At 73.2% G+C, this 18,302-nt stretch carries 17 protein-coding genes and 1 pseudogene; 7 read left to right on the forward strand and 11 right to left on the reverse strand.

Annotation, left to right across the window (positions count from 1 at the left end; all coding sequences use genetic code 11):
* Window positions 1-131 precede the first annotated feature (131 nt).
* Both ABZS80_RS19785 and arc read right to left on the reverse strand, forming a co-directional pair.
* Window positions 132-896: a hypothetical protein gene (locus ABZS80_RS19785; protein ID WP_355057752.1), complete on the reverse strand. Its 765-nt coding sequence runs from the start codon at window positions 894-896 to the stop codon at window positions 132-134.
* A gap of 93 nt (window positions 897-989) precedes the next feature.
* Window positions 990-2,771 carry a proteasome ATPase gene (gene arc / locus ABZS80_RS19790; RefSeq protein WP_151462873.1) on the reverse strand — a complete coding sequence of 594 codons (1,782 nt, stop codon included), beginning with the start codon at window positions 2,769-2,771 and terminating at the stop codon, window positions 990-992.
* Between the two features lie 177 nt (window positions 2,772-2,948).
* Between arc and ABZS80_RS19795 the strand changes: the two genes are divergently transcribed.
* The gene (locus ABZS80_RS19795; protein ID WP_151462875.1) at window positions 2,949-3,242 is read left to right on the forward strand and encodes a ferredoxin; all 294 of its coding nucleotides are present in this window, start codon (window positions 2,949-2,951) and stop codon (window positions 3,240-3,242) included.
* A 53-nt stretch (window positions 3,243-3,295) separates the two neighbouring features.
* Here ABZS80_RS19795 and ABZS80_RS19800 read toward each other — a convergent pair whose 3' ends face one another.
* From ABZS80_RS19800 to ABZS80_RS19810, 3 genes are all read right to left on the reverse strand, one after another.
* Complete coding sequence (locus tag ABZS80_RS19800; protein ID WP_355057754.1) at window positions 3,296-3,868, reverse strand: hypothetical protein; 573 nt, start codon at window positions 3,866-3,868, stop codon at window positions 3,296-3,298.
* Window positions 3,869-4,035: 167 nt separating this feature from the next.
* Window positions 4,036-4,992 (reverse strand): tRNA (adenine-N1)-methyltransferase, encoded by a 957-nt coding sequence (locus ABZS80_RS19805; RefSeq protein WP_355057756.1) that lies wholly within the window; start codon window positions 4,990-4,992, stop codon window positions 4,036-4,038.
* Window positions 4,989-6,080 (reverse strand): M50 family metallopeptidase, encoded by a 1,092-nt coding sequence (locus ABZS80_RS19810; protein ID WP_355057989.1) that lies wholly within the window; start codon window positions 6,078-6,080, stop codon window positions 4,989-4,991. The genes ABZS80_RS19805 and ABZS80_RS19810 overlap by 4 nt, the downstream gene beginning before the upstream one ends.
* Window positions 6,081-6,272: 192 nt before the next feature.
* Here ABZS80_RS19810 and ABZS80_RS19815 point away from each other — a divergent pair, with 192 nt between their 5' ends.
* Entirely contained in the window at window positions 6,273-7,181 is a 909-nt protein-coding gene (locus ABZS80_RS19815; RefSeq protein WP_355057758.1) for a PD-(D/E)XK nuclease family protein, read from the forward strand.
* A gap of 77 nt (window positions 7,182-7,258) precedes the next feature.
* A complete protein-coding gene (locus ABZS80_RS19820; RefSeq protein ID WP_355057760.1) occupies window positions 7,259-8,452 on the forward strand; it encodes a sensor histidine kinase in 1,194 nt (397 codons plus the stop codon).
* 46 nt (window positions 8,453-8,498) lie between these two features.
* Here ABZS80_RS19820 and ABZS80_RS19825 read toward each other — a convergent pair whose 3' ends face one another.
* Window positions 8,499-9,710, reverse strand: coding sequence for an RNA-guided endonuclease TnpB family protein (locus ABZS80_RS19825; protein ID WP_355057761.1), 1,212 nt, complete (start codon window positions 9,708-9,710; stop codon window positions 8,499-8,501).
* A gap of 110 nt (window positions 9,711-9,820) precedes the next feature.
* On the opposite strand from ABZS80_RS19825, the gene ABZS80_RS19830 reads away from it, so the two are divergent.
* From ABZS80_RS19830 to ABZS80_RS19840, 3 genes are all read left to right on the forward strand, one after another.
* Entirely contained in the window at window positions 9,821-10,504 is a 684-nt protein-coding gene (locus ABZS80_RS19830; RefSeq protein ID WP_355057763.1) for a response regulator transcription factor, read from the forward strand.
* 257 nt (window positions 10,505-10,761) lie between these two features.
* Window positions 10,762-11,529, forward strand: coding sequence for an ABC transporter ATP-binding protein (locus ABZS80_RS19835; protein ID WP_151462883.1), 768 nt, complete (start codon window positions 10,762-10,764; stop codon window positions 11,527-11,529).
* Window positions 11,529-14,078 carry an FtsX-like permease family protein gene (locus ABZS80_RS19840; RefSeq protein ID WP_355057765.1) on the forward strand — a complete coding sequence of 850 codons (2,550 nt, stop codon included), beginning with the start codon at window positions 11,529-11,531 and terminating at the stop codon, window positions 14,076-14,078. The genes ABZS80_RS19835 and ABZS80_RS19840 overlap by 1 nt, the downstream gene beginning before the upstream one ends.
* Before the next feature lie 58 nt (window positions 14,079-14,136).
* On the opposite strand, the gene ABZS80_RS19845 is transcribed toward ABZS80_RS19840, so the two are convergent.
* The 3 genes from ABZS80_RS19845 to ABZS80_RS19855 form a co-directional block, all read right to left on the reverse strand.
* Window positions 14,137-14,784, reverse strand: coding sequence for an HAD family phosphatase (locus ABZS80_RS19845; protein ID WP_355057767.1), 648 nt, complete (start codon window positions 14,782-14,784; stop codon window positions 14,137-14,139).
* Between the two features lie 114 nt (window positions 14,785-14,898).
* On the reverse strand, window positions 14,899-15,648 hold the full coding sequence (locus tag ABZS80_RS19850; RefSeq protein ID WP_355057769.1) for a neutral zinc metallopeptidase: 750 nt from the start codon (window positions 15,646-15,648) through the stop codon (window positions 14,899-14,901).
* Between the two features lie 164 nt (window positions 15,649-15,812).
* On the reverse strand, window positions 15,813-16,025 hold the full coding sequence (locus tag ABZS80_RS19855; RefSeq protein ID WP_355057770.1) for a hypothetical protein: 213 nt from the start codon (window positions 16,023-16,025) through the stop codon (window positions 15,813-15,815).
* A 51-nt stretch (window positions 16,026-16,076) separates the two neighbouring features.
* On the opposite strand from ABZS80_RS19855, the gene ABZS80_RS19860 reads away from it, so the two are divergent.
* Window positions 16,077-16,892 (forward strand): methyltransferase domain-containing protein, encoded by an 816-nt coding sequence (locus ABZS80_RS19860; protein WP_355057772.1) that lies wholly within the window; start codon window positions 16,077-16,079, stop codon window positions 16,890-16,892.
* 213 nt (window positions 16,893-17,105) lie between these two features.
* Here ABZS80_RS19860 and ABZS80_RS19865 read toward each other — a convergent pair whose 3' ends face one another.
* Together ABZS80_RS19865 and ABZS80_RS19870 are read right to left on the reverse strand one after the other, a co-directional pair.
* On the reverse strand, window positions 17,106-17,285 hold the full coding sequence (locus ABZS80_RS19865; RefSeq protein WP_151462895.1) for a hypothetical protein: 180 nt from the start codon (window positions 17,283-17,285) through the stop codon (window positions 17,106-17,108).
* Window positions 17,286-17,476: 191 nt separating this feature from the next.
* Window positions 17,477-18,153, reverse strand: a pseudogene (locus ABZS80_RS19870) (glycoside hydrolase family 15 protein); the annotation flags it as partial.
* Window positions 18,154-18,302 lie beyond the last annotated feature (149 nt).

Raw genomic sequence — 18,302 nt, forward strand, 5'->3', positions numbered from 1 at the left:
CCCCTCCCCGTCCCTCCCTCGCCCCGGTTTCCTGGGTGGGGGGGGCCCCGGCCCCGGCCGCGCGCCGCCCGTGGTTCGGGGGGGGGGGCGCCGCGGGCCCCGCCGTCCCGCCCACGTCCGTCTTACGCCGGTCAGAAGAACCGGTACACGTCAGCCCCCGCGTCCTCGGTCTCCGACTCCGGCGGCGCGCTGATGGCGAGGGGCTCGCCGAAGCCGTGCAGCTTCACCTCGTTCTCGATCGTCCCGGCCGCCGTGTCGAAGGTGTACGTGAGCCGGGTGAGCCGCCCCTCGGCGTCGAGGGTGACCTCGAACGGCACCGACTTCTGCTTGACCAGCTTGAAGGCCTTCCGGAGGGACGCGCGCTGGGTCTCGTTGCGCGCCGCGGCGACGGCCTTCTCGGGGTCGGCGACGCCCCTGTACCGGCCGTCGCCGGTCCGCTCGACGGAGACCACCCCACCGAGGATGCCGGCCTGCGCCCGAAGGTCGAGGCCCTGGGCCAGCTGGCCCTCCGGCCGGAGGCGGTCCCGGTCGAGCTTCAACCACGGCTTGCCGTCCGACTCGTCCTGCTGGATGTAGATGGCGTCCTGGGTGACGACCATGGTGACCGGCTCGGGCATCTTCATGTGCAGCGTCATCCGGCCGCTGTCGGGTTCGACGGCCGAGGTCATGGTGATGGTCTGGTCGGCTACGGTGACGAGGACGTCCAGCGTGACCGTCTCCCGCAGGCTCCGGTCCAGACCCTGCCGGACAGCGGCAACCGGATCGGCGACGACGGGGGCGGCGGTGGAGGCCGACGCCGAGGCGGCCGGAGCGGGGCCGGCGGCGTCGGCGGTGCCGCAGGCGGTCAGCAGGGCGGTGAGGCCGACGGCCAGGGCCGGGACGAGTGATCTTCGCACGCGAGGGACCTTAGCGGGTGCGCCCCGCCTTCGTGGCCCACGGGAACGACGGCCGGGGCGGCGCCTGTGTGGCGCCGCCCCGGCCGGTCGATCTCAGAGGTACTGGCCGGTGTTGCTGGCGGTCTCGATGGACCGACCGGCCTCGGCGCCCTTGCCGCCGGAGACGAGCGTGCGGATGTAGACGATCCGCTCGCCCTTCTTGCCGGAGATGCGCGCCCAGTCGTCGGGGTTGGTGGTGTTGGGCAGGTCCTCGTTCTCGCGGAACTCGTCGACGCAGGCGTCGAGGAGGTGCTGGAGCCGCAGGCCCTTGCGCCCGGAAGTGAGGAACTCCTTGATGGCCATCTTCTTGCCCCGGTCGACGATGTTCTGGATCATCGCGCCCGAGTTGAAGTCCTTGAAGTAGAGGACTTCCTTGTCGCCGTTGGCGTAGGTGACCTCGAGGAAGCGGTTCTCCTCGGTCTCCGAGTACATCCGCAGCACGACCGCGTCGATCATTGCCGCCACGGTGGCCTGCGGGTCGCCGCCGTGCTCGGCCAGGTCGTCGGCGTGCAGCGGCAGCCCGGAGAGGATGTACTTGGAGAAGATGTCCTTGGCCGCCTCGGCGTCCGGCCGCTCAATCTTGATCTTCACGTCGAGCCGGCCGGGGCGCAGGATCGCCGGGTCGATCATGTCTTCCCGGTTGGACGCGCCGATGACGATGACGTTCTCCAGGCCCTCCACACCGTCGATCTCGCTGAGCAGCTGCGGAACGATGGTGTTCTCCACATCCGAGGAGACACCGGAGCCGCGGGTGCGGAAGACCGAGTCCATCTCGTCGAAGAACACGATCACCGGCGTGCCCTCGCCGGCCTTCTCCCGCGCCCGCTGGAAGATCAGCCGGATGTGCCGCTCGGTCTCGCCGACGTACTTGTTGAGCAGCTCGGGGCCCTTGATGTTGAGGAAGAAGCTGGTGTGCTTCTCCTCGCCCCGCCGCTCGGCGATCTTCTTGGCCAGCGAGTTGGCCACCGCCTTGGCGATCAGCGTCTTGCCGCAGCCGGGCGGCCCGTAGAGCAGGATGCCCTTCGGCGGCCGGAGCTGGTGCTCGCGGAACAGGTCGGCGTGCAGGAACGGCAGCTCGACCGCGTCGCGGATCTGCTCGATCTGCGAGTGGAGGCCACCGATGTCGGTGTAGCCGACGTCGGGCACCTCCTCCAGGACAAGCTCCTCGACCTCGCTCTTCGGGATCCGCTCGTACGCGTACGCCGAGCGGGGCTCGATCATGAGCGAGTCGCCGGCCCGGATCGGCGAACCGATCAGGGTCTCGGCGAGGTGCACGATCCGCTCCTCGTCGGAGTGCGAGACCACCAGCGCCCGGTCGCCCGGCGCGCCGTCGGGACCCGCGAGGATCTCCTTGAGCATCACGACCTCGCCGACCCGCTCGTAGCCGAACGCGTCGACGATGTTGAGCGCGTCGTTGAGCAGGACCTCCTGGCCCCGCCGCAGCTCGTCGACCTCGAGCGAGGGCGAGACGGCCACCCGGAGCTTGCGCCCGCCGGTGAAGACGTCCACCGTGCCGTCGTCGTGCTTGGCCAGGAAGACGCCGTAGCCGCTCGGCGGCTGGGCGAGGCGGTCGATCTCCTCCTTGAGCGTCACGATCTGCGCGCGAGCCTCCTTGAGGGTGCTCACGAGCCGTTCGTTGTTCTCGGTCAGCCGCGCCAACTGCGCCTGGGTGGCCGCCAGCCGCTCCTCGAGCTGCCGGACGTGTCGGGGGCTTTCGGTCAACTTGCGCCGCACCAGGGCGAGTTCCTCTTGAAGGAACGCAACCTGCGTGGAGAGATCGTGGGCCTCCTTCTCCCACCGTGCGGCGCGCGAGTCCGCGTCGTCGCTGCGTGCCACGTCCCACCTCCCCGGGGGGCTTGAACGTTCTGACCTAACACTAGCCGCTATGAGCCCGATTCGGTCCTCCGCAACGCGCTCGTCACCGAAGCTTGATCGCCAAGGGCTGGTCGTCGGGCGGGTACGGGCGTTCGGGTACCGTCGGAGCGTGGGACGGGAGAACATGGGGGGTGCTTCGTGACCGACGTCGCGACGGACCAGCTGCAGGTCTGGGTCGATCAGGACCTGTGCACGGGTGACGGCCTGTGCGTGCAGTACGCGCCGGAGGTCTTCGAGTTCGACGTCGACGGCCTCGCGTACGTCAAGGGGTCGGACGGCGAGCTGCGCCAGGCTCCGGGCGCCCGGGTGGACGTGCCGGAGCACCTGCGCCTCGAGGTGATCGACTCGGCGAAGGAGTGCCCGGGCGAGTGCATCCACGTGGTGCGCGCCCGCGACGGCGCCGAGGTGGCCGGCCCGGAGGCCGACGACTGAGCCGACGGACACGACGGGCCGGGAACCGGGAGGTTTCCGGCCCGCGGTGTCTGTCAGAGCACGGGGCGGCCGACGACCGAGGCGACCAGCCGGGCGAACTCCTCCAGCCGGGCGATCTGCCCGGCGCCGCCGTCGTCGAGGGTCTTGCCGAAGCGCAGCGCGTCGTGGCGGGGCGCGCCGGCCATCTCGTCGCTGGGCGGCGCCTCGTCCAGCGAGCTGAGCAGCAGGTAGACGTCGATGCTGTCGACCCGGACCTCGCCGTTGTCGGCGCGGGTGAGCCGCCGGCGGCAGCCGACCTCGGTGACCGTGGAGACCGGCACCACCCGCAGCGAGGAGGTCATCGAGCCGGCCGGCCCCTCCCCCGGCGGGACGTCCTCGCCGTGCCAGAGCACGAGCCGGCTGCCGTCGCAGACGACGACCTCCTGCCACACGCCGTTGACCTCGTTGACGAAGCGTTCCAGGGTGAAGCCGAGCACGGAGGCGCCGCGCAGCACCCCGCCGAGGGCGTCCAGGGCGATGTCGGGGTCGCGCAGGTAGGCCCGGGCGGCCGACTCCAGGTCGGTGTAGGGCGACCAGTCGGGAAAGACGGCGGGCAGGTCCCCGTTGCCGTAGCCCGGGTTGCTCATGCCACCGCCTCCCGGCCCGTACGCCGCCGCCGGTCCGGACCGCCGGGGCGAACGCGGCGCCCGCCGCGTGCCCCGATCCGCTCGCTCATGCCACCGTCTCCACCCGCTCGGTGTGGTCCCCGCCGGAACCCATGATCCGCCCGCTCCCACCCGTCCGCGCGGCGGGGTCACGCCCGGTCCGGCTCCTCGCCCTCGGCGGCTGCCCGGCGGGCCGCCTCGGCGGCGCGCAGCGCGTCGCGGCGCTGGGCGTACGCCTCGGCGCCCTTGCTGGGCTTACGGCGGCGCGGCGGGGCGGTGACCCCGGGGGCGAGCTTGCGCGCGGAGACCAGGAAGGCGGTGTGCGCGATCATGCGGTGGTCGGGCCGGACCGCGAGCCCCTCGGCGTGCCAGTCCCGGACCAGGGACTCCCAGGCGCGGGGCTCGGTCCAGCCGCCCCGCTCGCGCAGCGCCTCGACCAGCTCGGAGAGCTGCGGCGTGGTGGCCACGTAGCCGATCAGCACGCCGCCGGGAACGAGGGCCCGCTCGACCATGTCGAGCATCTCCCAGGGGGTGAGCATGTCCAGGATGATGCGGTCGAAGCCGGTCTCGGTGCACTCGGCGACGTCGCCGACGTGCAGCCGCCACGCGGGGTGCGGGCCGTTGAAGAACGCCTCGACGTTGCGCCGGGCGATCTGGGCGAAGTCGTCGCGCACCTCGAACGAGTGCAGCTCACCGTCCGTGCCGACGGCCCGCAGCAGCGAGCAGGACAGCGCGCCGGAGCCGGCGCCGGCCTCCAGGACCTTCGCGCCGGGGAAGATGTCGCCCATGGCGACGATCTGCGCCGAGTCCTTCGGGTAGATCACCTGGGCGCCGCGCGGCATGGACAGCACGTAGTCGGACAGCAGCGGCCGCAGGGCCAGGAACGCGGTGCCGCCGCCGGCGGTGGTGACCACGCTGCCGTCGGGGAGGCCGATCAGCGTGTCGTGGCTGAGGATCCCCCGGTGCGTGTGGAACTCCTTGCCGGGCTCCAGCGTCACGGTGTGCATCCGGCCCTTCGGGTCGGTCAGCTGGACCCGGTCGCCGGGACGGAACGGCCCCCGGTGGACCGGGGGCAGCGCCGGGACGGTGGAGGTTTCTGCGGTCACGTGTTCGTCTTCCGTTTGGGTTCGAGGAGCTGGGCGAGATCCGCGATGTGCAGGACGCCGACCACATCTTCGCCTGCCGTCACGACGTACTGTGCGCCCGGGTGGGTCCGCACGGTCTCCAGCACCCGCTCGCCGTCCGCGTCGACCGGCAGCGCAGGCACGCGGCCCAGGTCGCGGGCCACCGCGTCCACCGCGAGCCACGGGCGCCGTTCCGCGGGTACGGCGGCGACGCGGGCCGGGTCGACCAGGGCGACCGGGCGGCCGGCGGAGTCGACCACGGCCAGCGCGGCGTCGGGCGTGGCACCCTCCGCGCGGCGGCGCTGCGCCTCGGCGAGCGGGGTGCCGGTGGGCACCGGCAGCAGCGGGCGGGCCAGCCGGGCCAGGTCGACCAGCGGCAGGCGGCGGCCGATCCGGGCCATCCGGATGGACTGGCCGGCGCCCCGCCAGAGGGTCACGGCCACCAGCAGCATGAGCGGCAGGGCGAGCGGGGCGAGCGCCCGGCGCAGGGTGAGCAGCACGACCAGGGCCACGGTGGCGACCGCCACGGCCCGGCCGACCCAGCCGGCCACCTCGGTGCCCCGGTGCCGGTCCCGGGTGACCGCCCAGACCGCGGCGCGCAGCGCCCGACCGCCGTCCAGGGGCAGCCCGGGCAGGCTGTTGAACACGGCGACCACGACGTTGCTGACCGCGAGCTGGAAGGCGAGCTGGTGGGCGAGGGTGCCGGCGGGCAGGGCCAGAGTGGCGGCGACCGCGCCGGCGCCGAGCACCGCCGAGACGGCCGGCCCGGCCAGGGAGACCAGCAGGTCGACCTTGGGGCTGGGGGCGTCCCGGTCCATCTCGGTGTAGCCGCCGAGCAGCTCCAGGGTGATCCCCCGCACACCGATGCCGTAGCGCCGGGCGGTCAGCGCGTGCCCCAGTTCGTGCAGCAGCACCGAGCCGAGCAGCGAGACCACGAAGCCGAGGCCGACCAGGTAGCCACCGAGGTGGCCGAGGTCGAGCTGGCGGCGGGCCAGCGCGGCGTAGAGCACGGTGACGACCACGGTGAGCAGCAGCATCGAGGCGTCGGCGCGCAGCGGCACCCCGAACACCCGGCCGAGGGTCAGACCGGGCCGGCGTGACGGTCGGGTCCGCTGCTCCACCGGGTTGATGCTACGTGAGCGCGAGGAGTGAGCCGGTTCTGCGAGCCCCGCAGTCGCGAACGAAGGACGGCACCGCGGGGCCGATCATGCCCCGGTACGCCGACGGCCGCCCTGTCACACCGGTGCCCTAACCTTCCGGGCATGACGGCGGAACCGGTGATCGACACGCAGCCCGACCCGACGGCCACGGCGCCCACGGTGCGGGCGTCGCTGTCGCCGTCGCGGGCGGCCGACTTCAAGACCTGCCCGCTGCTCTACCGGTTCCGCAGCATCGACCGGCTGCCCGAGCGACCCACCGTGGAGCAGGTCCGGGGCACGCTGGTGCACGCCGTGCTGGAGCGGCTGTTCGACCTGCCGGCGGGCGCCCGCACCCCGGAGTCGGCCGGCGACCTGGTCGCCCCGCAGTGGGACCGGCTGGTCACCGAGCAGCCGGAGCTGGCGACGCTGTTCGCCGAGGGCGACACGGCCGCCGTGGAGGGGTTCCTCCGCTCGGCGGCGGCCCTGCTGGAGGGCTACTTCGCGGTGGAGGACCCGCGCCGGCTGGAGCCGGCCGAGCGGGAGGCGCTGATCTCCGCGGTGGTCGACGACGAGCTGCTCATCCGGGGCTACCTCGACCGGCTCGACGTGGCGCCCGACGGCGCCCTGCGGGTGGTCGACTACAAGACCGGCGGCGCCCCGCGCGAGGCGTTCGAGGCGCGGGCGCTGTTCCAGCTCAAGTTCTACGCGCTGGTGCTGTGGCGGACCCGGGGGGTGGTGCCGCGGGTGCTGCGGCTGCTCTACCTCAAGGACGCCGAGGTGTGCGACTACTCCCCCGACGCCGAGGAGCTGCTGCGCTTCGAGCGCACGGTGGTGGCGCTCTGGCGGGCCATCGAGCAGGCCACCGCCCGGCAGGATTTCCGGCCCCGGCCGAGCCGGCTCTGCGACTGGTGCAGCCACCAGGCGCTGTGCCCCAGCTTCGGCGGCACGCCGCCGCCGTTCCCGGTGGCCGGGCCGGCCGACCCGCTCACCGACGCCCGCTCCCGGCCGGCCGCGCCCGGCGCGGACGAGTGAGGCTCCTCCTCACGGAGGAGGCGGGGTTCGGCATCGGCGACGACCGGCCGGCGCCGGGCGGCGGCTAGCGTCGACGCATGACGAACCGGCTGCGCGCGTGGGCGCGGGACCGGCCGCTGGCCGCGGACGCCGCCACGGCCGTCGCGCTGGCGCTCGTGGACGCGGCGTTCCTGCTGCTGACCCCGCGGGAGCTGCGACCCGAGCAGCTCTGGGCGGCGCTGGGCTGGAGCGTGCTCTGCGCCGCTCCGGTGGCGATCCGCCGGGTCGCCCCGTGGCCCGCCGTGGGCGCGGCGGTGGCCACGCTGGCCGTGCCGGTGCTGTTCAGCCTGGCGCCCACCACCCAGGGGCTGGCCTTCGTCGTTCTCACCTACACGATGGCGGCGCACCGGCCGCTGCGCGCGGCCTCCCTGGCCGCGCTGCTGCTCTGGGTGCCGGTGGTGCTGGCGAACGTGGTCGCGCCGCTGGACGGGGTGCTCGACATGGGCCCCGGCGTGCTGGTGCTCGACAACCTGCTCACCGCGTCGGTGGCGTTCGCGGTGGGCCGGGCGGTGCATGCGCGCCGGCAGTCCACCCGGATGCTGCGGGAGCGGGCCCGGATCGCCGAGGCCACCCAGCGGTCGTTGGCCGAGCAGGCGGTCGCCGACGAGCGGCGCCGGATCGCCCGGGAGTTGCACGACGTGGTGGCGCACCACGTCAGCGTGATGGGCGTGCTGGCCACCGGGGCACGCCGGGTGCTGCGCCGGGACCCGGACGCGGCGGACGAGGCGATGGCCACGGTCGAGGAGACCGGGCGGGCCACGCTGCGGGAGCTGCGCCGGCTCCTGGACGTGCTGCGCACCGACGCCGAACCGGCCGCCGAGCTGACCCCGCAGCCGGGCCTGACCGGCATCGAGGCCCTCGTCGAGCAGGTCCGCGACGCCGGGCTGCCGGTCACGCTGCGGGTCGACGGCACGCCCGGGCCGATGGAGGACGGGGTGGCGCTGACCGTCTACCGGATCGTGCAGGAGGCGCTGACCAACGCGCTCAAGCACGCCGGCCGGGCCACCGCGCTGGTCCGGCTCACCGTCACCCCGGGCTTCCTGGCGGTGGAGGTCACCGACACCGGGCGCGGCCCGGCGCCGGTGGCCGATCGGATCGGACACGGTCTGGTCGGCATGCGGGAGCGCGTCGCCCTCTACGGTGGGGTCCTGCGGACCGGCCCGCGGCCCGGCGGCGGCTTCCGGGTGTACGCGCGGATTCCGCTGGAGCCGGCCGGGGCGGTCCCGGCGTGACCGGCGCCCGGCCGAACGAGGGAGACCGTTGACCTTCATCCCACGCCTAGAGGCGGGGGATTCCCTGGGTCGCCCCAGGGGTTTCCTGCTTCACCGGCGACTGCCTCGTCCGGACGTTCGTCCGTTGAGGTCTTACACCGCCTCCACAGGCAGAGACCGAAAGCCCTTCGGCCTTGATGTTGACGGCCGCGTTGACGTCGCGGTCGTGGGTGGTACCACAGCGGCATGTCCAGTTCCGTACGGCCAGCGGCATCTTCTTGGCGACCGCGCCGCAGGCGGAGCACAACTTGGACGACGGGAACCAGCGATCAATCGTGATCAGGGTGCGGCCGTGCCAGTCGGCCTTGTACTCCAGCATGGTGCGGAACTGCCGCCAGGCCGCGTCGCTGATGGCGCGGGCCAGGCGGTGGTTGCGGAGCATGTTTCGCACAGTCAGGTCCTCGATCACGATCGTTTGGTTCTCACGAACGAGCCGAGTTGTCAGCTTGTGCAGGTGGTCCCGTCTGCGGTCGGTGATTCGGGCGTGGACGCGGGCGACCTTGACCCGGGCCTTGGCCCGGTTCGCGGAGCCCTTCTCCTTCTTGGCCAGGTTGCGCTGGGCGCGGGCGAGAGCGACCCGGTCGCGGCGTTCGTGCTTGGGGTTGGTGATCTTCTCCCCGGTGGAAACGGTGAGCAGGCTGTCCAGGCCGGCGTCGACGCCGATAGCGGCGTTGACGGCCGGGGCGGGGTGGATCACGTCGTCGCAGAGCAAGGACACGAACCAGCGTCCGGCCGCGTCCTGCGAGACGTTCACCGTGGACGGCGCCGCGCCGTCGGGCAGCGGCCGCGACCACACGATGTGCAGGGGTGCGGTCATCTTCGCCAGGGTCAGCCGACCATCGCGCCAGCGGAACGCGCTGGTGGTGTACTCCGCCGAGCGGCGGGACCTCTTCTTGCTCTTGAACGTCGGGTACTTCGACCGTTTGGCGAAGAAGTTGGTGAACGCGCCTTGCAGATGCCGCAGCGCCTGCTGCAACGGCACGGAGGAGACGTCGTTGAGGAACGCCAGTTCCTCAGTCTTCTTCCAACCGGTGAGCAGCGCGGACGTGGCGTTGTAGTTGACCCGCTCCTGACGCAGCGTCCACGCCTCGGTGCGAGCCTGCAACGCCATGTTGTAGACCAGCCGGACGCACCCGAACGTCCGGGCAAGCTCGCCGGCCTGCTCCGGGGTCGGGTAGAAGCGGTACTTGAACGCCCGCTTCACCGTCTTCACGGCCACGCCTCACAACCTAGCCGATCATCTTGTGAGCACCGGGGCGACGTGCCGGCCGGCCGTGGCCCCCGTTTCCTCCCCACGGCTAAAGCCCGGGGTCTCCATGGAGGAGTTCGATGACCCACAGCGCCGCTCCCCGACCGGTGCGGATCCTGCTCGCCGACGACCAGCCGCTGCTGCGTACCGGCTTCCGGATGGTGCTGGGCACCGAGGACGACCTGGACATCGTGGCCGAGGCCGGCGACGGGGTGGAGGCGGTGGAGCTGTCCCGGCGGCTGCTGCCGGACGTGGTGCTCATGGACATCCGGATGCCGCGGATGGACGGGGTGGCGGCCACCCGGGCGATCGTGGACGCCCGCCTGCCCGTGCGGGTGCTCATCCTCACCACCTTCGACCTGGACGAGTACGTGGTGGGCGCGCTGCGCGCCGGGGCGAGCGGCTTCCTGGCCAAGGACGTGCCGGCCGAGGACCTGGTGACCGCGATCCGGACGGTGGCGGCCGGGGAGGCGGTGGTGGCGCCGCGGATCCTGCGCCGGCTGCTGGACCGCTTCGCCGACGTGCTGCCCGACCCGGCGGCCACCCCGCCGAAGGCGTTGAACGCGCTGACCGAGCGGGAGCGGGAGGTGCTCGTGCAGGTGGCGCGCGGGTTGTCCAACGCCGAGATCGCCCGGGAGCTGTCGGTGAGCGAGACCACCGTGAAGACCCATGTCGGGCACGTGCTGACCAAGCTGGGGCTGCGCGACCGGGTGCAGGCGGTGGTGCTGGCGTACGAGACGGGCCTGGTCCGTCCCGGCGGGTGAGGTGGCACCGGTCACCTACCGTGACCATCGGCGGCGCGGCGGGGTTGACCATGACGCGACGTGAGGTCCTAGCGTCGGCGGCGCCGGCCGGTCAGGGATGACCCTGAGCCGGCGTCGGGGGTTGCCCCAACGGAAATCCCGGCGAGGTTCCGCCCGGGGGTGGACGGATCCGGGCCCGGCGGCACCGAGGATGGAACTGCCGCACCGACCAGCGGGGGCGGTGCGGATCAGCAGGCTGACGGAAGAGGTAGATGATCGTGACCGCGACGGTAGGGCAGCAGGCGCAGGCCGCGGCCCGCGCCAGCGACGTGTGGAAGGTGTACGGCAGCGGCGAGGCGCAGGTGATCGCGCTGCGGGGGGTGAGCGCCGAGTTCGAGCGGGGCCGGTTCACCGCGATCATGGGCCCGTCCGGCTCGGGCAAGTCGACGCTGATGCACTGCCTGGCGGGCCTGGACTCGGTGACCCGGGGCACCGTCATGATCGGTGACACCACGGTGACCGGGCTGGGCGACGCCGGCCTCACGAAGCTGCGCCGCGACAAGGTGGGCTTCATCTTCCAGCAGTTCAACCTGCTGCCCACGCTCACCGCCCAGGAGAACATCCTGCTGCCGCTGTCGATCGCCGGCCGCAAGCCCGACCCGGCCTGGTACGACACGGTGATCGACACGGTCGGCCTGCGGGAGCGGCTCGGGCACCGCCCGGCGCAGCTCTCCGGCGGCCAGCAGCAGCGGGTGGCGTGCGCCCGGGCTTTGGTGGCCCGCCCCGAGGTGATCTTCGCGGACGAGCCGACCGGCAACCTGGACTCCCGCTCCGGCGCCGAGGTGCTCAACTTCCTGCGCAACTCCGTGCGGGAGCACGGCCAGACCATCGTCATGGTCACCCACGACCCGACCGCCGCCGCGTACGCCGACCGGGTGGTCTTCCTGGCCGACGGTGAGATCGTCTCCGAGCTGATCGAGCCGACCGCGGACACGGTGCTGGACACCATGAAGAAGCTCGACGCGCCGGCCGAGGTGGGCAACTGATGTTCCGGGCCACTCTGAAGAGCCTGCTGGCGCGCAAGCTGCGCCTGCTGTTGTCGGGCCTGGCGGTGGTGCTGGGTGTCATGTTCGTCTCCGGGGCGTTCGTGCTCACCGACACCCTCGGCCGCTCCTTCGACGCGGTCTTCTCCGACGCGTTCTCCGACGTCGACGTCAACGTGGCCGGCAAGCCGAAGGTCGCGCTGTCGGAGGTCGAGGGTGAGCAGGTCGCCGCCCCGGTGCCCGCGTCGGTCGTCGACCGGGTCAAGGCGGTGCCGGGTGTGGCCGACGTCCAGGGCGTGGTCAACGCCGACGGGGCCCGGCTGATCGGCAGCAACGGCAAGGTGGTCACCTCGTTCGGCCCGCCGCAGCTCGGCGAGAACTGGCTGGGCGAGAGCGACCTCGTGAAGCTGCGGGAGGGGCGCGCGCCGCAGGCCGACGACGAGATCGTGGTCAACGTGGCGCTCGCCGAGGCGGCCAAGGTCAAGGTCGGCGACCGGGTCGGCGTGCTGACCCTGGCGCCGAAGAAGGAGTTCACCCTGGTCGGTGTCTTCGGCTACAGCGGCGGCCGGGACTCGGTCGGCGGGGTCAACGAGGTGGCGTTCACCACCCCGGTCGCCCAGCAGCTGATGCTCGGCAAGCCGGGCGTGTTCTCCAACGTGACGGCGCAGGCCACCGGCGGCACCACACCCGAGGCGCTGCGCGACCAGGTGGCCCGTTCGCTGGGCGCGGACTACGAGGTGAAGACCGGCAAGCAGCTCGCGGACGACGCGTCCGCCGGGCTGAAGGAGGGCCTGTCCTTCTTCAACAAGATCCTCCTCGGCTTCGCCGCGGTGGCGCTGCTGGTCGGCACCTTCCTGATCCTCAACACCTTCTCGATCATCGTGGCCCAGCGCACCCGCGAGCTGGCGCTCATGCGGGCCATCGGCGCGAGCGGCCGGCAGGTCATCGGCTCGGTGGTGCTGGAGGCCGTGGCGGTCGGCCTGATCGCCTCGGTGCTCGGGCTCGCGGCCGGCATCGGGGTCGGCGCGCTGCTGGCGTACCTGTTCGGCAAGCTCGCCGGCGGGCTCACCCTGGCCGGCCTGGGCGTGCCGCCCGCGGCGGTCATCGGCGCCTTCGCCGTGGGCACGGTGATCACCGTGGTGGCGGCCCTGCTGCCGGCCCTGCGCGCCTCGCGCATCCCGCCGATCGCCGCCATGCAGGACGTCGCCACGCCGGACCGGCCGCTGACCAAGGTGACCGTCGGCGGGTCCGTGGTCACCGCGATCGGCGCGGGCCTGCTGTTCCTCGGGCTCGGCGGCCACGCCGGCGACAACACCCTCGCCACCATCCTGGGCGGCGTGCTGTTCGCGTTCATCGGCGTGGCGCTGCTGACCCCGCTGATCAGCCGGCCGGTCGTCGCCCTGCTGGGCACGATCTTCGCCTGGTCGGTGCCGGGCAAGCTGGGCCGGCTCAACTCCGGCCGCAACCCGCGCCGCACGGCGATCACGGCCGCCGCGCTGATGGTGGGCATCGCGCTGGTGACCGGGGTGACGGTGATCCTCGACTCGGCCAAGGGCAGCATCAGCGCCCTGGCGGAGGACACCATCAAGGCCGAGCTGGTGATCTCCGGCGCCCAGGCCGGCCCCCGCCCGCCCAGCTTCGACCCGGCGGTGCTGGAGAAGGCCGCCGCCATCCCCGGGGTGCGGCTGGTCGACGGCGAGTACGGCGACATGGCGACGCTGAACGGTGAGCGGACCTGGGTGGCCGCGTCCAGCGACGTGGCCGCGCTGGAAAAGATCTTCGGGGCGAAGGCGACCGCCGGTGACATCAGCCGGCTGAACCCGGACCAGATGCTGCTCAGCTCGGACACCGCGAAGTCCCGCAACCTGGCGGTCGGCTCGACGGTGAACGTCCAGCTGTCCCGGGGCGAGGCCCGCACCTACACGGTCAGCGGCATCTACGAGAGCTCGCAGCTGACCAACCCGGTGGTGCTGCCGCCGCAGGCGGCCACCGACTTCGCCATCCCGCAGCCCATCCAGGGCTTCGTGCAGCTCGCCCCGGGCACCTCGGTCGCCGCGGTGCAGCCGCAGGTCGAGCGGCTGCTGGCCGACAGCCCCGAGGTGTCGGTGGCGGACCGGGCCGCGTTCATCAAGCAGCAGACCAGCCAGCTGGACACGCCGCTGCGGATGATCCAGATCCTGCTGGCGCTGGCCATCGTGATCGCGGTGCTGGGCATCATCAACACCCTCGCCCTGTCGGTGCTGGAGCGCACCCGGGAGCTGGGCCTGTTGCGGGCGATCGGCCTGCGCCGGGCGCAGACCATGCGGATGATCACCGTGGAGGCGGTGGTGATCTCGATCTTCGGCGCGCTGCTCGGCGTCGTGGTCGGCACGGGCCTCGGCGCGGCCGTGGTCCGGGCGCTCAAGGACGAGGGCATCACCGACCTGGTCCTGCCCTGGGGCCAGATGGTGACCTTCCTGGTCCTGGCGGCGATCATCGGTGTGGTGGCCGCGGTGCTGCCCGCGATCCGCGCCGCGCGGATCAACGTGCTGGGCGCCATCGCCCACGACTGACCCGGGCACGACGTGAAAGGGGCCCCGCCGCCGGCGGGGCCCCTTTCACGCGTACCGGTCAGGCGGGGCGTTCGCCGAGCAGGGCCGAGAGCAACTCCAGGTCCGCCGCGGTCAGGCTCGCCAACTGGTGTACGCCGTCGGCCGGCGGCAGCGGCACCTCGGCGGGTACGGCCAGCACGGCGGCCCCGGCCGCGAGGGCGCTGGCCACTCCGGTCGGCGAGTCCTCGATCGCCACGCACCGCTCGATCGGCACACCGAGCAGCCGCGCCGCGGTCAGGTACGGCTCCGGGTGCGGCTTCGCCGCCTCGACCTCGTCGCCGCAGACCACCGCGTCGAAGCTGTCCCGGCCCAGGGTGTCGAGGGCGACCTCGACCAGCGGCCGGGTGCTGGAGGTGACCAGGGCGGTGGGGATGCCCGCGGCGCGGACCGCGCGCAGCAGGGCCAGCGCCCCGGGCCGCCAGCGCAGCCCGTCGCGGAACAGCTCCAGGATCCGGGCGTTGATCCAGTCGGCGCTGGCCTGCGGGTCCCGCTCCGGCTGGCCGAGGTCGTCGTGCACGGTGCGCATCGAGACGGCCATGCTGGTGCCGATGATCGCCCGGCGCGCGTCCTCGGAGAGGGTCCCCCCGTAGATTGCGGCGAGCTCCTGCAACGCGACGTCCCAGAGCTTCTCGCTGTCGACCAGGGTGCCGTCCATGTCGAAGAGCACGGCGGCGGGATGTGTGCTGCTCAGCGGGGGCCTCCTCGGGTGCGGGTACCCGCCGATCCTCTCAGCCGCGCCCCGCCGGCCGGTCACCGTCCCCGGCGGGGGTGACCTGCGGCATCAGCCCAGGCCGCAGGCGTCCAGGGAATTCTCGTAGCCGCGGAAGAACGAGTCGCTGCGCTGCTCGGCGGTGCCGTGCGAGCCCTCGGCGAACCAGGGCTGGTCCGGGTCGTCGCCGACCGCCAGCAGCCCCTCCCGGAACTCGTCCAGGTCACCCTCGGCCAGGGTCAGCGTCCCCGAGCGCACGTTGTCGCCGATGTACGCCCCGGCCATGCAGTCGGCCTGCAGCTCCTGCTGGATGGTGAAGTTGTAGCGGATGCCGAGGCGGACCTGGACGCCGTGGGCGTACTCGTGGCCGAGCAGGTAGAACAGGAAGGCGTCGCCGACCTGCCGGAACGCCCCCACCGACCAGTTCACGTCGTAGGCGATGAAGTCGCCGGCCGAGCAGTAGACCGCGTTGTTGCGGGGCAGGCCCTGGCCGCCGCAGGACACCTCGCCGGACCGCGTGTACGGCACGACCCGCCGGATCGGCGCGAACTGCTTGCCGGAGGCCCGGAACTGCGCCGCCCAGTAGCGCTGGGCGATGCCGACCGCGTCGGAGAAGTCCTGCTTGAACTCCGCGACGCTGGTGGTGCCTTCGGCCCGGGTGGCGTCGGCTCCGGGGGAGGCCGGCTGGCCGCTCTGCCGCGGGCGGGGCTGCTCCGGCTCGCCCTGGTCCAGCCCGCCGCCCATGCAGCCGGCCGCCACGACCACGGCGACCAGCAGCCCGGCGAGCGGCCCCGGCCGCCGACGTCCCGCGTTCTCCCCCACCGTTGCCTCCCGGCTGATTCGCTGTGCCAGCGCAGTACCCCGACCGTGCGTCGTTGATGCCCACCGGGGATCACGTGTGCGTGCCGGCCTTCGTTCAGTCGGGAGCGGTGAACGGTAGCCACGGGCCCAGCAACCGCTGCGTGCCGGTGCCGCGCCGCACGGCGTCAGCCGGTGAAGCCGTGGCCGCCGTTGTTCCAGCCGTCGTGCTGCACGTGCTCCCGCTCGGCCGCCCGCCGGTGCTGCTCCGCCCTGGCCGCCCGGACCGCCTCCGGATCCTCCTCAAAGGCCCGCCGCTGCCGGTCCCGCCAGGAGACGAACACCACCACCACGGCCACGACCGCGGCCACCACCGCCAGCGTCACGAGCACTGTTGTCATGCGGCCACTGTAGGGCCGCCCCGCACCCCCGGTCACCGCTACGCTGCGGCGATGATCGACACCGAGTTCGACGCACACGAACGGTCCCGGTGGGCGGGCCGCGCCGAGGCGTACGCGCGCAGCTTCGGCCGGCTCTGCGCGTACCCGGCGCAGGCGCTGCTGGACGCGGCGGGCGTGCGGGCCGGACGGCGGGTGATCGACGTGGGCACCGGACCGGGCACCGTCGCGGCGGCCGCCCTGGCCCGCGGCGCCGAGGTGGTGGCGGTCGACGCGGAGCCCGGCATGCTCGACGCGGCCCGGCGGGCCGCGCCCGGCGCCGAGGTGCACGCCGCGGCGTTGCCGCGCCTGCCGTTCCCGACCGGCACCTTCGACGCGGCGGTGGCGAACTTCGTGCTCAACCACGTCGGCGATCCGGCCGTCGGCGTGGCCGAGCTGCGCCGGGTGGTGCGCCCCGGCGGCCGGGCCGCGGTGACCGTCTGGCCGTCCCCGCAGCCGCCGCTGCAACGGCTCTGGGGCGAAGCCCTCGCCGCGGCCGGCGTCGCGACACCGCCCGACCTGCCCCGGGTCGCGCCCGAGCGGGACTTCCCCCGCACCGAGGCGGGCCTCGCCGGGCTGCTGGCCGCAGCCGGGCTGGCCGAGGTCCGCTGCATGACACTGACCTGGGCGCACCGCACCGACCCGGAGGACTGGTGGGCGGGCCCGGCCGCCGGCATCAGCACCATCGGCTTCGTCCTGGAACGGCAGCCGCCGGCCGCGCGCGAGCGCGTCCGCCGGGAGTACGACCGGCTCGCCGCTCCCCACCGGCAGGCCGACGGCAGCCTGGCGCTGCCCACCGCCGCGCTGCTCGCCTCCGGCCGGGTCGACTGATCCGCCCTAGGTTGGTCTCCGGGGTGCCTGGCGGCGGCCCGCCGGTCGATGAACCTGGTCCAGCAGCGCTACGTGCACGCGCGTACGGCCCGGTTGAACGGCTGATCGGGGGCCCGGGCCGGTCCGTCCATTGTCGGGACGCCGCCCCTCAGGGGGTCGCCGACGCGCGGATCCGGGCGCCCGGCCCGGGGGCGCCTGCGGTGGGGCGGGGCCTCAGTCCAGGCCGCGCATGATGTGCGGTTCGCCGTCGTCGTCGCCGAAGCAACGGTGCAGCGTCTGCGCCCGGGCCCACAGGTCCAGGCTGCTCGGCGGCCCGACCTGCGGTGGACCCGCCGGCGCGCTCAGCACCGGGGCCGGGTCCGGCGGAACCTTCGAAGCGATGTCGTCGGTCATCTCCGCCCCTTTCGTCGTACCCCCATGCTCGTCCTCGGACGTCACAGCCGCATCTCTCGGGCTGCGCCGCCGTGGACGGCGACCGCGGCACGCGCTGCGGGCCGGGGGCGCTTACCCGCCCGGGCCGGGCCGGTAACCCGTACTCCGGTCACCGTAGCGGGCCGGGCCCGGTCGCACAGCGGGTTTCCCGGTCAGCCCTGGGCGTCGAGGAGCCGGTCGAGGATCGACGCGGTGCTGATGAGGGACAGATGGCTGAACGCCTGCGGGAAGTCGCCGGCCTGCTCCCCGGTCGGGGCGATCTCCTCCGAGTACAGGCCGAGCTGGCTGCGGTAGGTCAGCATCTTCTCGAAGGTCAGTTGCGCGTCGTCGAGCCGGCCGGACTCGGCCAGGGCCTGGACGGACCAGAAGGTGCACATGGTGAAGGTGCTCTCCCCACCGGAGAGGCCGTCCGTGGTGGCGCCCGGGTTGTACCGGTAGACCAGGCTGTCGGAGACGAGGTCGGCGTCGACGGCCCGCAGCGTCGACTGCTACATCGGGTCGGTCGGCGCGGCGAAGCCGAGCGAGGGCATGGCGAGCAGCGCCGCGTCGAGCACGTCGGTGTCGTAGTGCTGGACGAAGGCCCGCCGTCGCGGGTGGTAGCCGCGGGACATGATTTGCTCGTAGATGCGGTTCCGGGCCTCCGTCCACCGGCCGACGTCGCCGGGGCGCCCGTGCCGTTGGGCCAGCCGGACGGCCGGTCGAGCGCCACCCAGGACATCAGGCGCCCGTAGGTGAAGTCCTGGCGACCGACCTGCGTCTCCCAGATCCCGTCGTCGGGCTGGTCCCAGTGCGCGCAGAGCCAGTCCACCGTCCGGATGAGGTGCTGCCAGCCCGTCTGCAGGTCGCCGATCAGGCCGTGGTCCTCGACCGCGGGGTACGAGTCCACCGGTCCTCCCCCCTCGTTCCGCCGCTGCCCCCGCGACTACCACCCCTGGCGCGGCGGCACACACCTGACCGCTCGGCGACTCGCCCGGTTCG

The organism is Micromonospora sp. NPDC005305, from assembly GCF_040607315.1.
Taxonomy (GTDB): domain Bacteria; phylum Actinomycetota; class Actinomycetes; order Mycobacteriales; family Micromonosporaceae; genus Micromonospora.

Excerpts from the sequence above, each read along its gene's own strand:
- ABZS80_RS19800 (WP_355057754.1), bottom strand. The coding sequence starts at position 3,868 with ATGAGCAACCCGGGCTACGGCAACGGGGACCTGCCCGCCGTCTTTCCC.
- ABZS80_RS19815 (WP_355057758.1), top strand. The coding sequence starts at position 6,273 with ATGACGGCGGAACCGGTGATCGACACGCAGCCCGACCCGACGGCCACG.
- ABZS80_RS19820 (WP_355057760.1), top strand. The coding sequence starts at position 7,259 with ATGACGAACCGGCTGCGCGCGTGGGCGCGGGACCGGCCGCTGGCCGCG.
- ABZS80_RS19830 (WP_355057763.1), top strand. The coding sequence starts at position 9,821 with ATGACCCACAGCGCCGCTCCCCGACCGGTGCGGATCCTGCTCGCCGAC.
- ABZS80_RS19840 (WP_355057765.1), top strand. The coding sequence starts at position 11,529 with ATGTTCCGGGCCACTCTGAAGAGCCTGCTGGCGCGCAAGCTGCGCCTG.
- ABZS80_RS19855 (WP_355057770.1), bottom strand. The coding sequence starts at position 16,025 with ATGACAACAGTGCTCGTGACGCTGGCGGTGGTGGCCGCGGTCGTGGCC.
- ABZS80_RS19860 (WP_355057772.1), top strand. The coding sequence starts at position 16,077 with ATGATCGACACCGAGTTCGACGCACACGAACGGTCCCGGTGGGCGGGC.
- ABZS80_RS19865 (WP_151462895.1), bottom strand. The coding sequence starts at position 17,285 with ATGACCGACGACATCGCTTCGAAGGTTCCGCCGGACCCGGCCCCGGTG.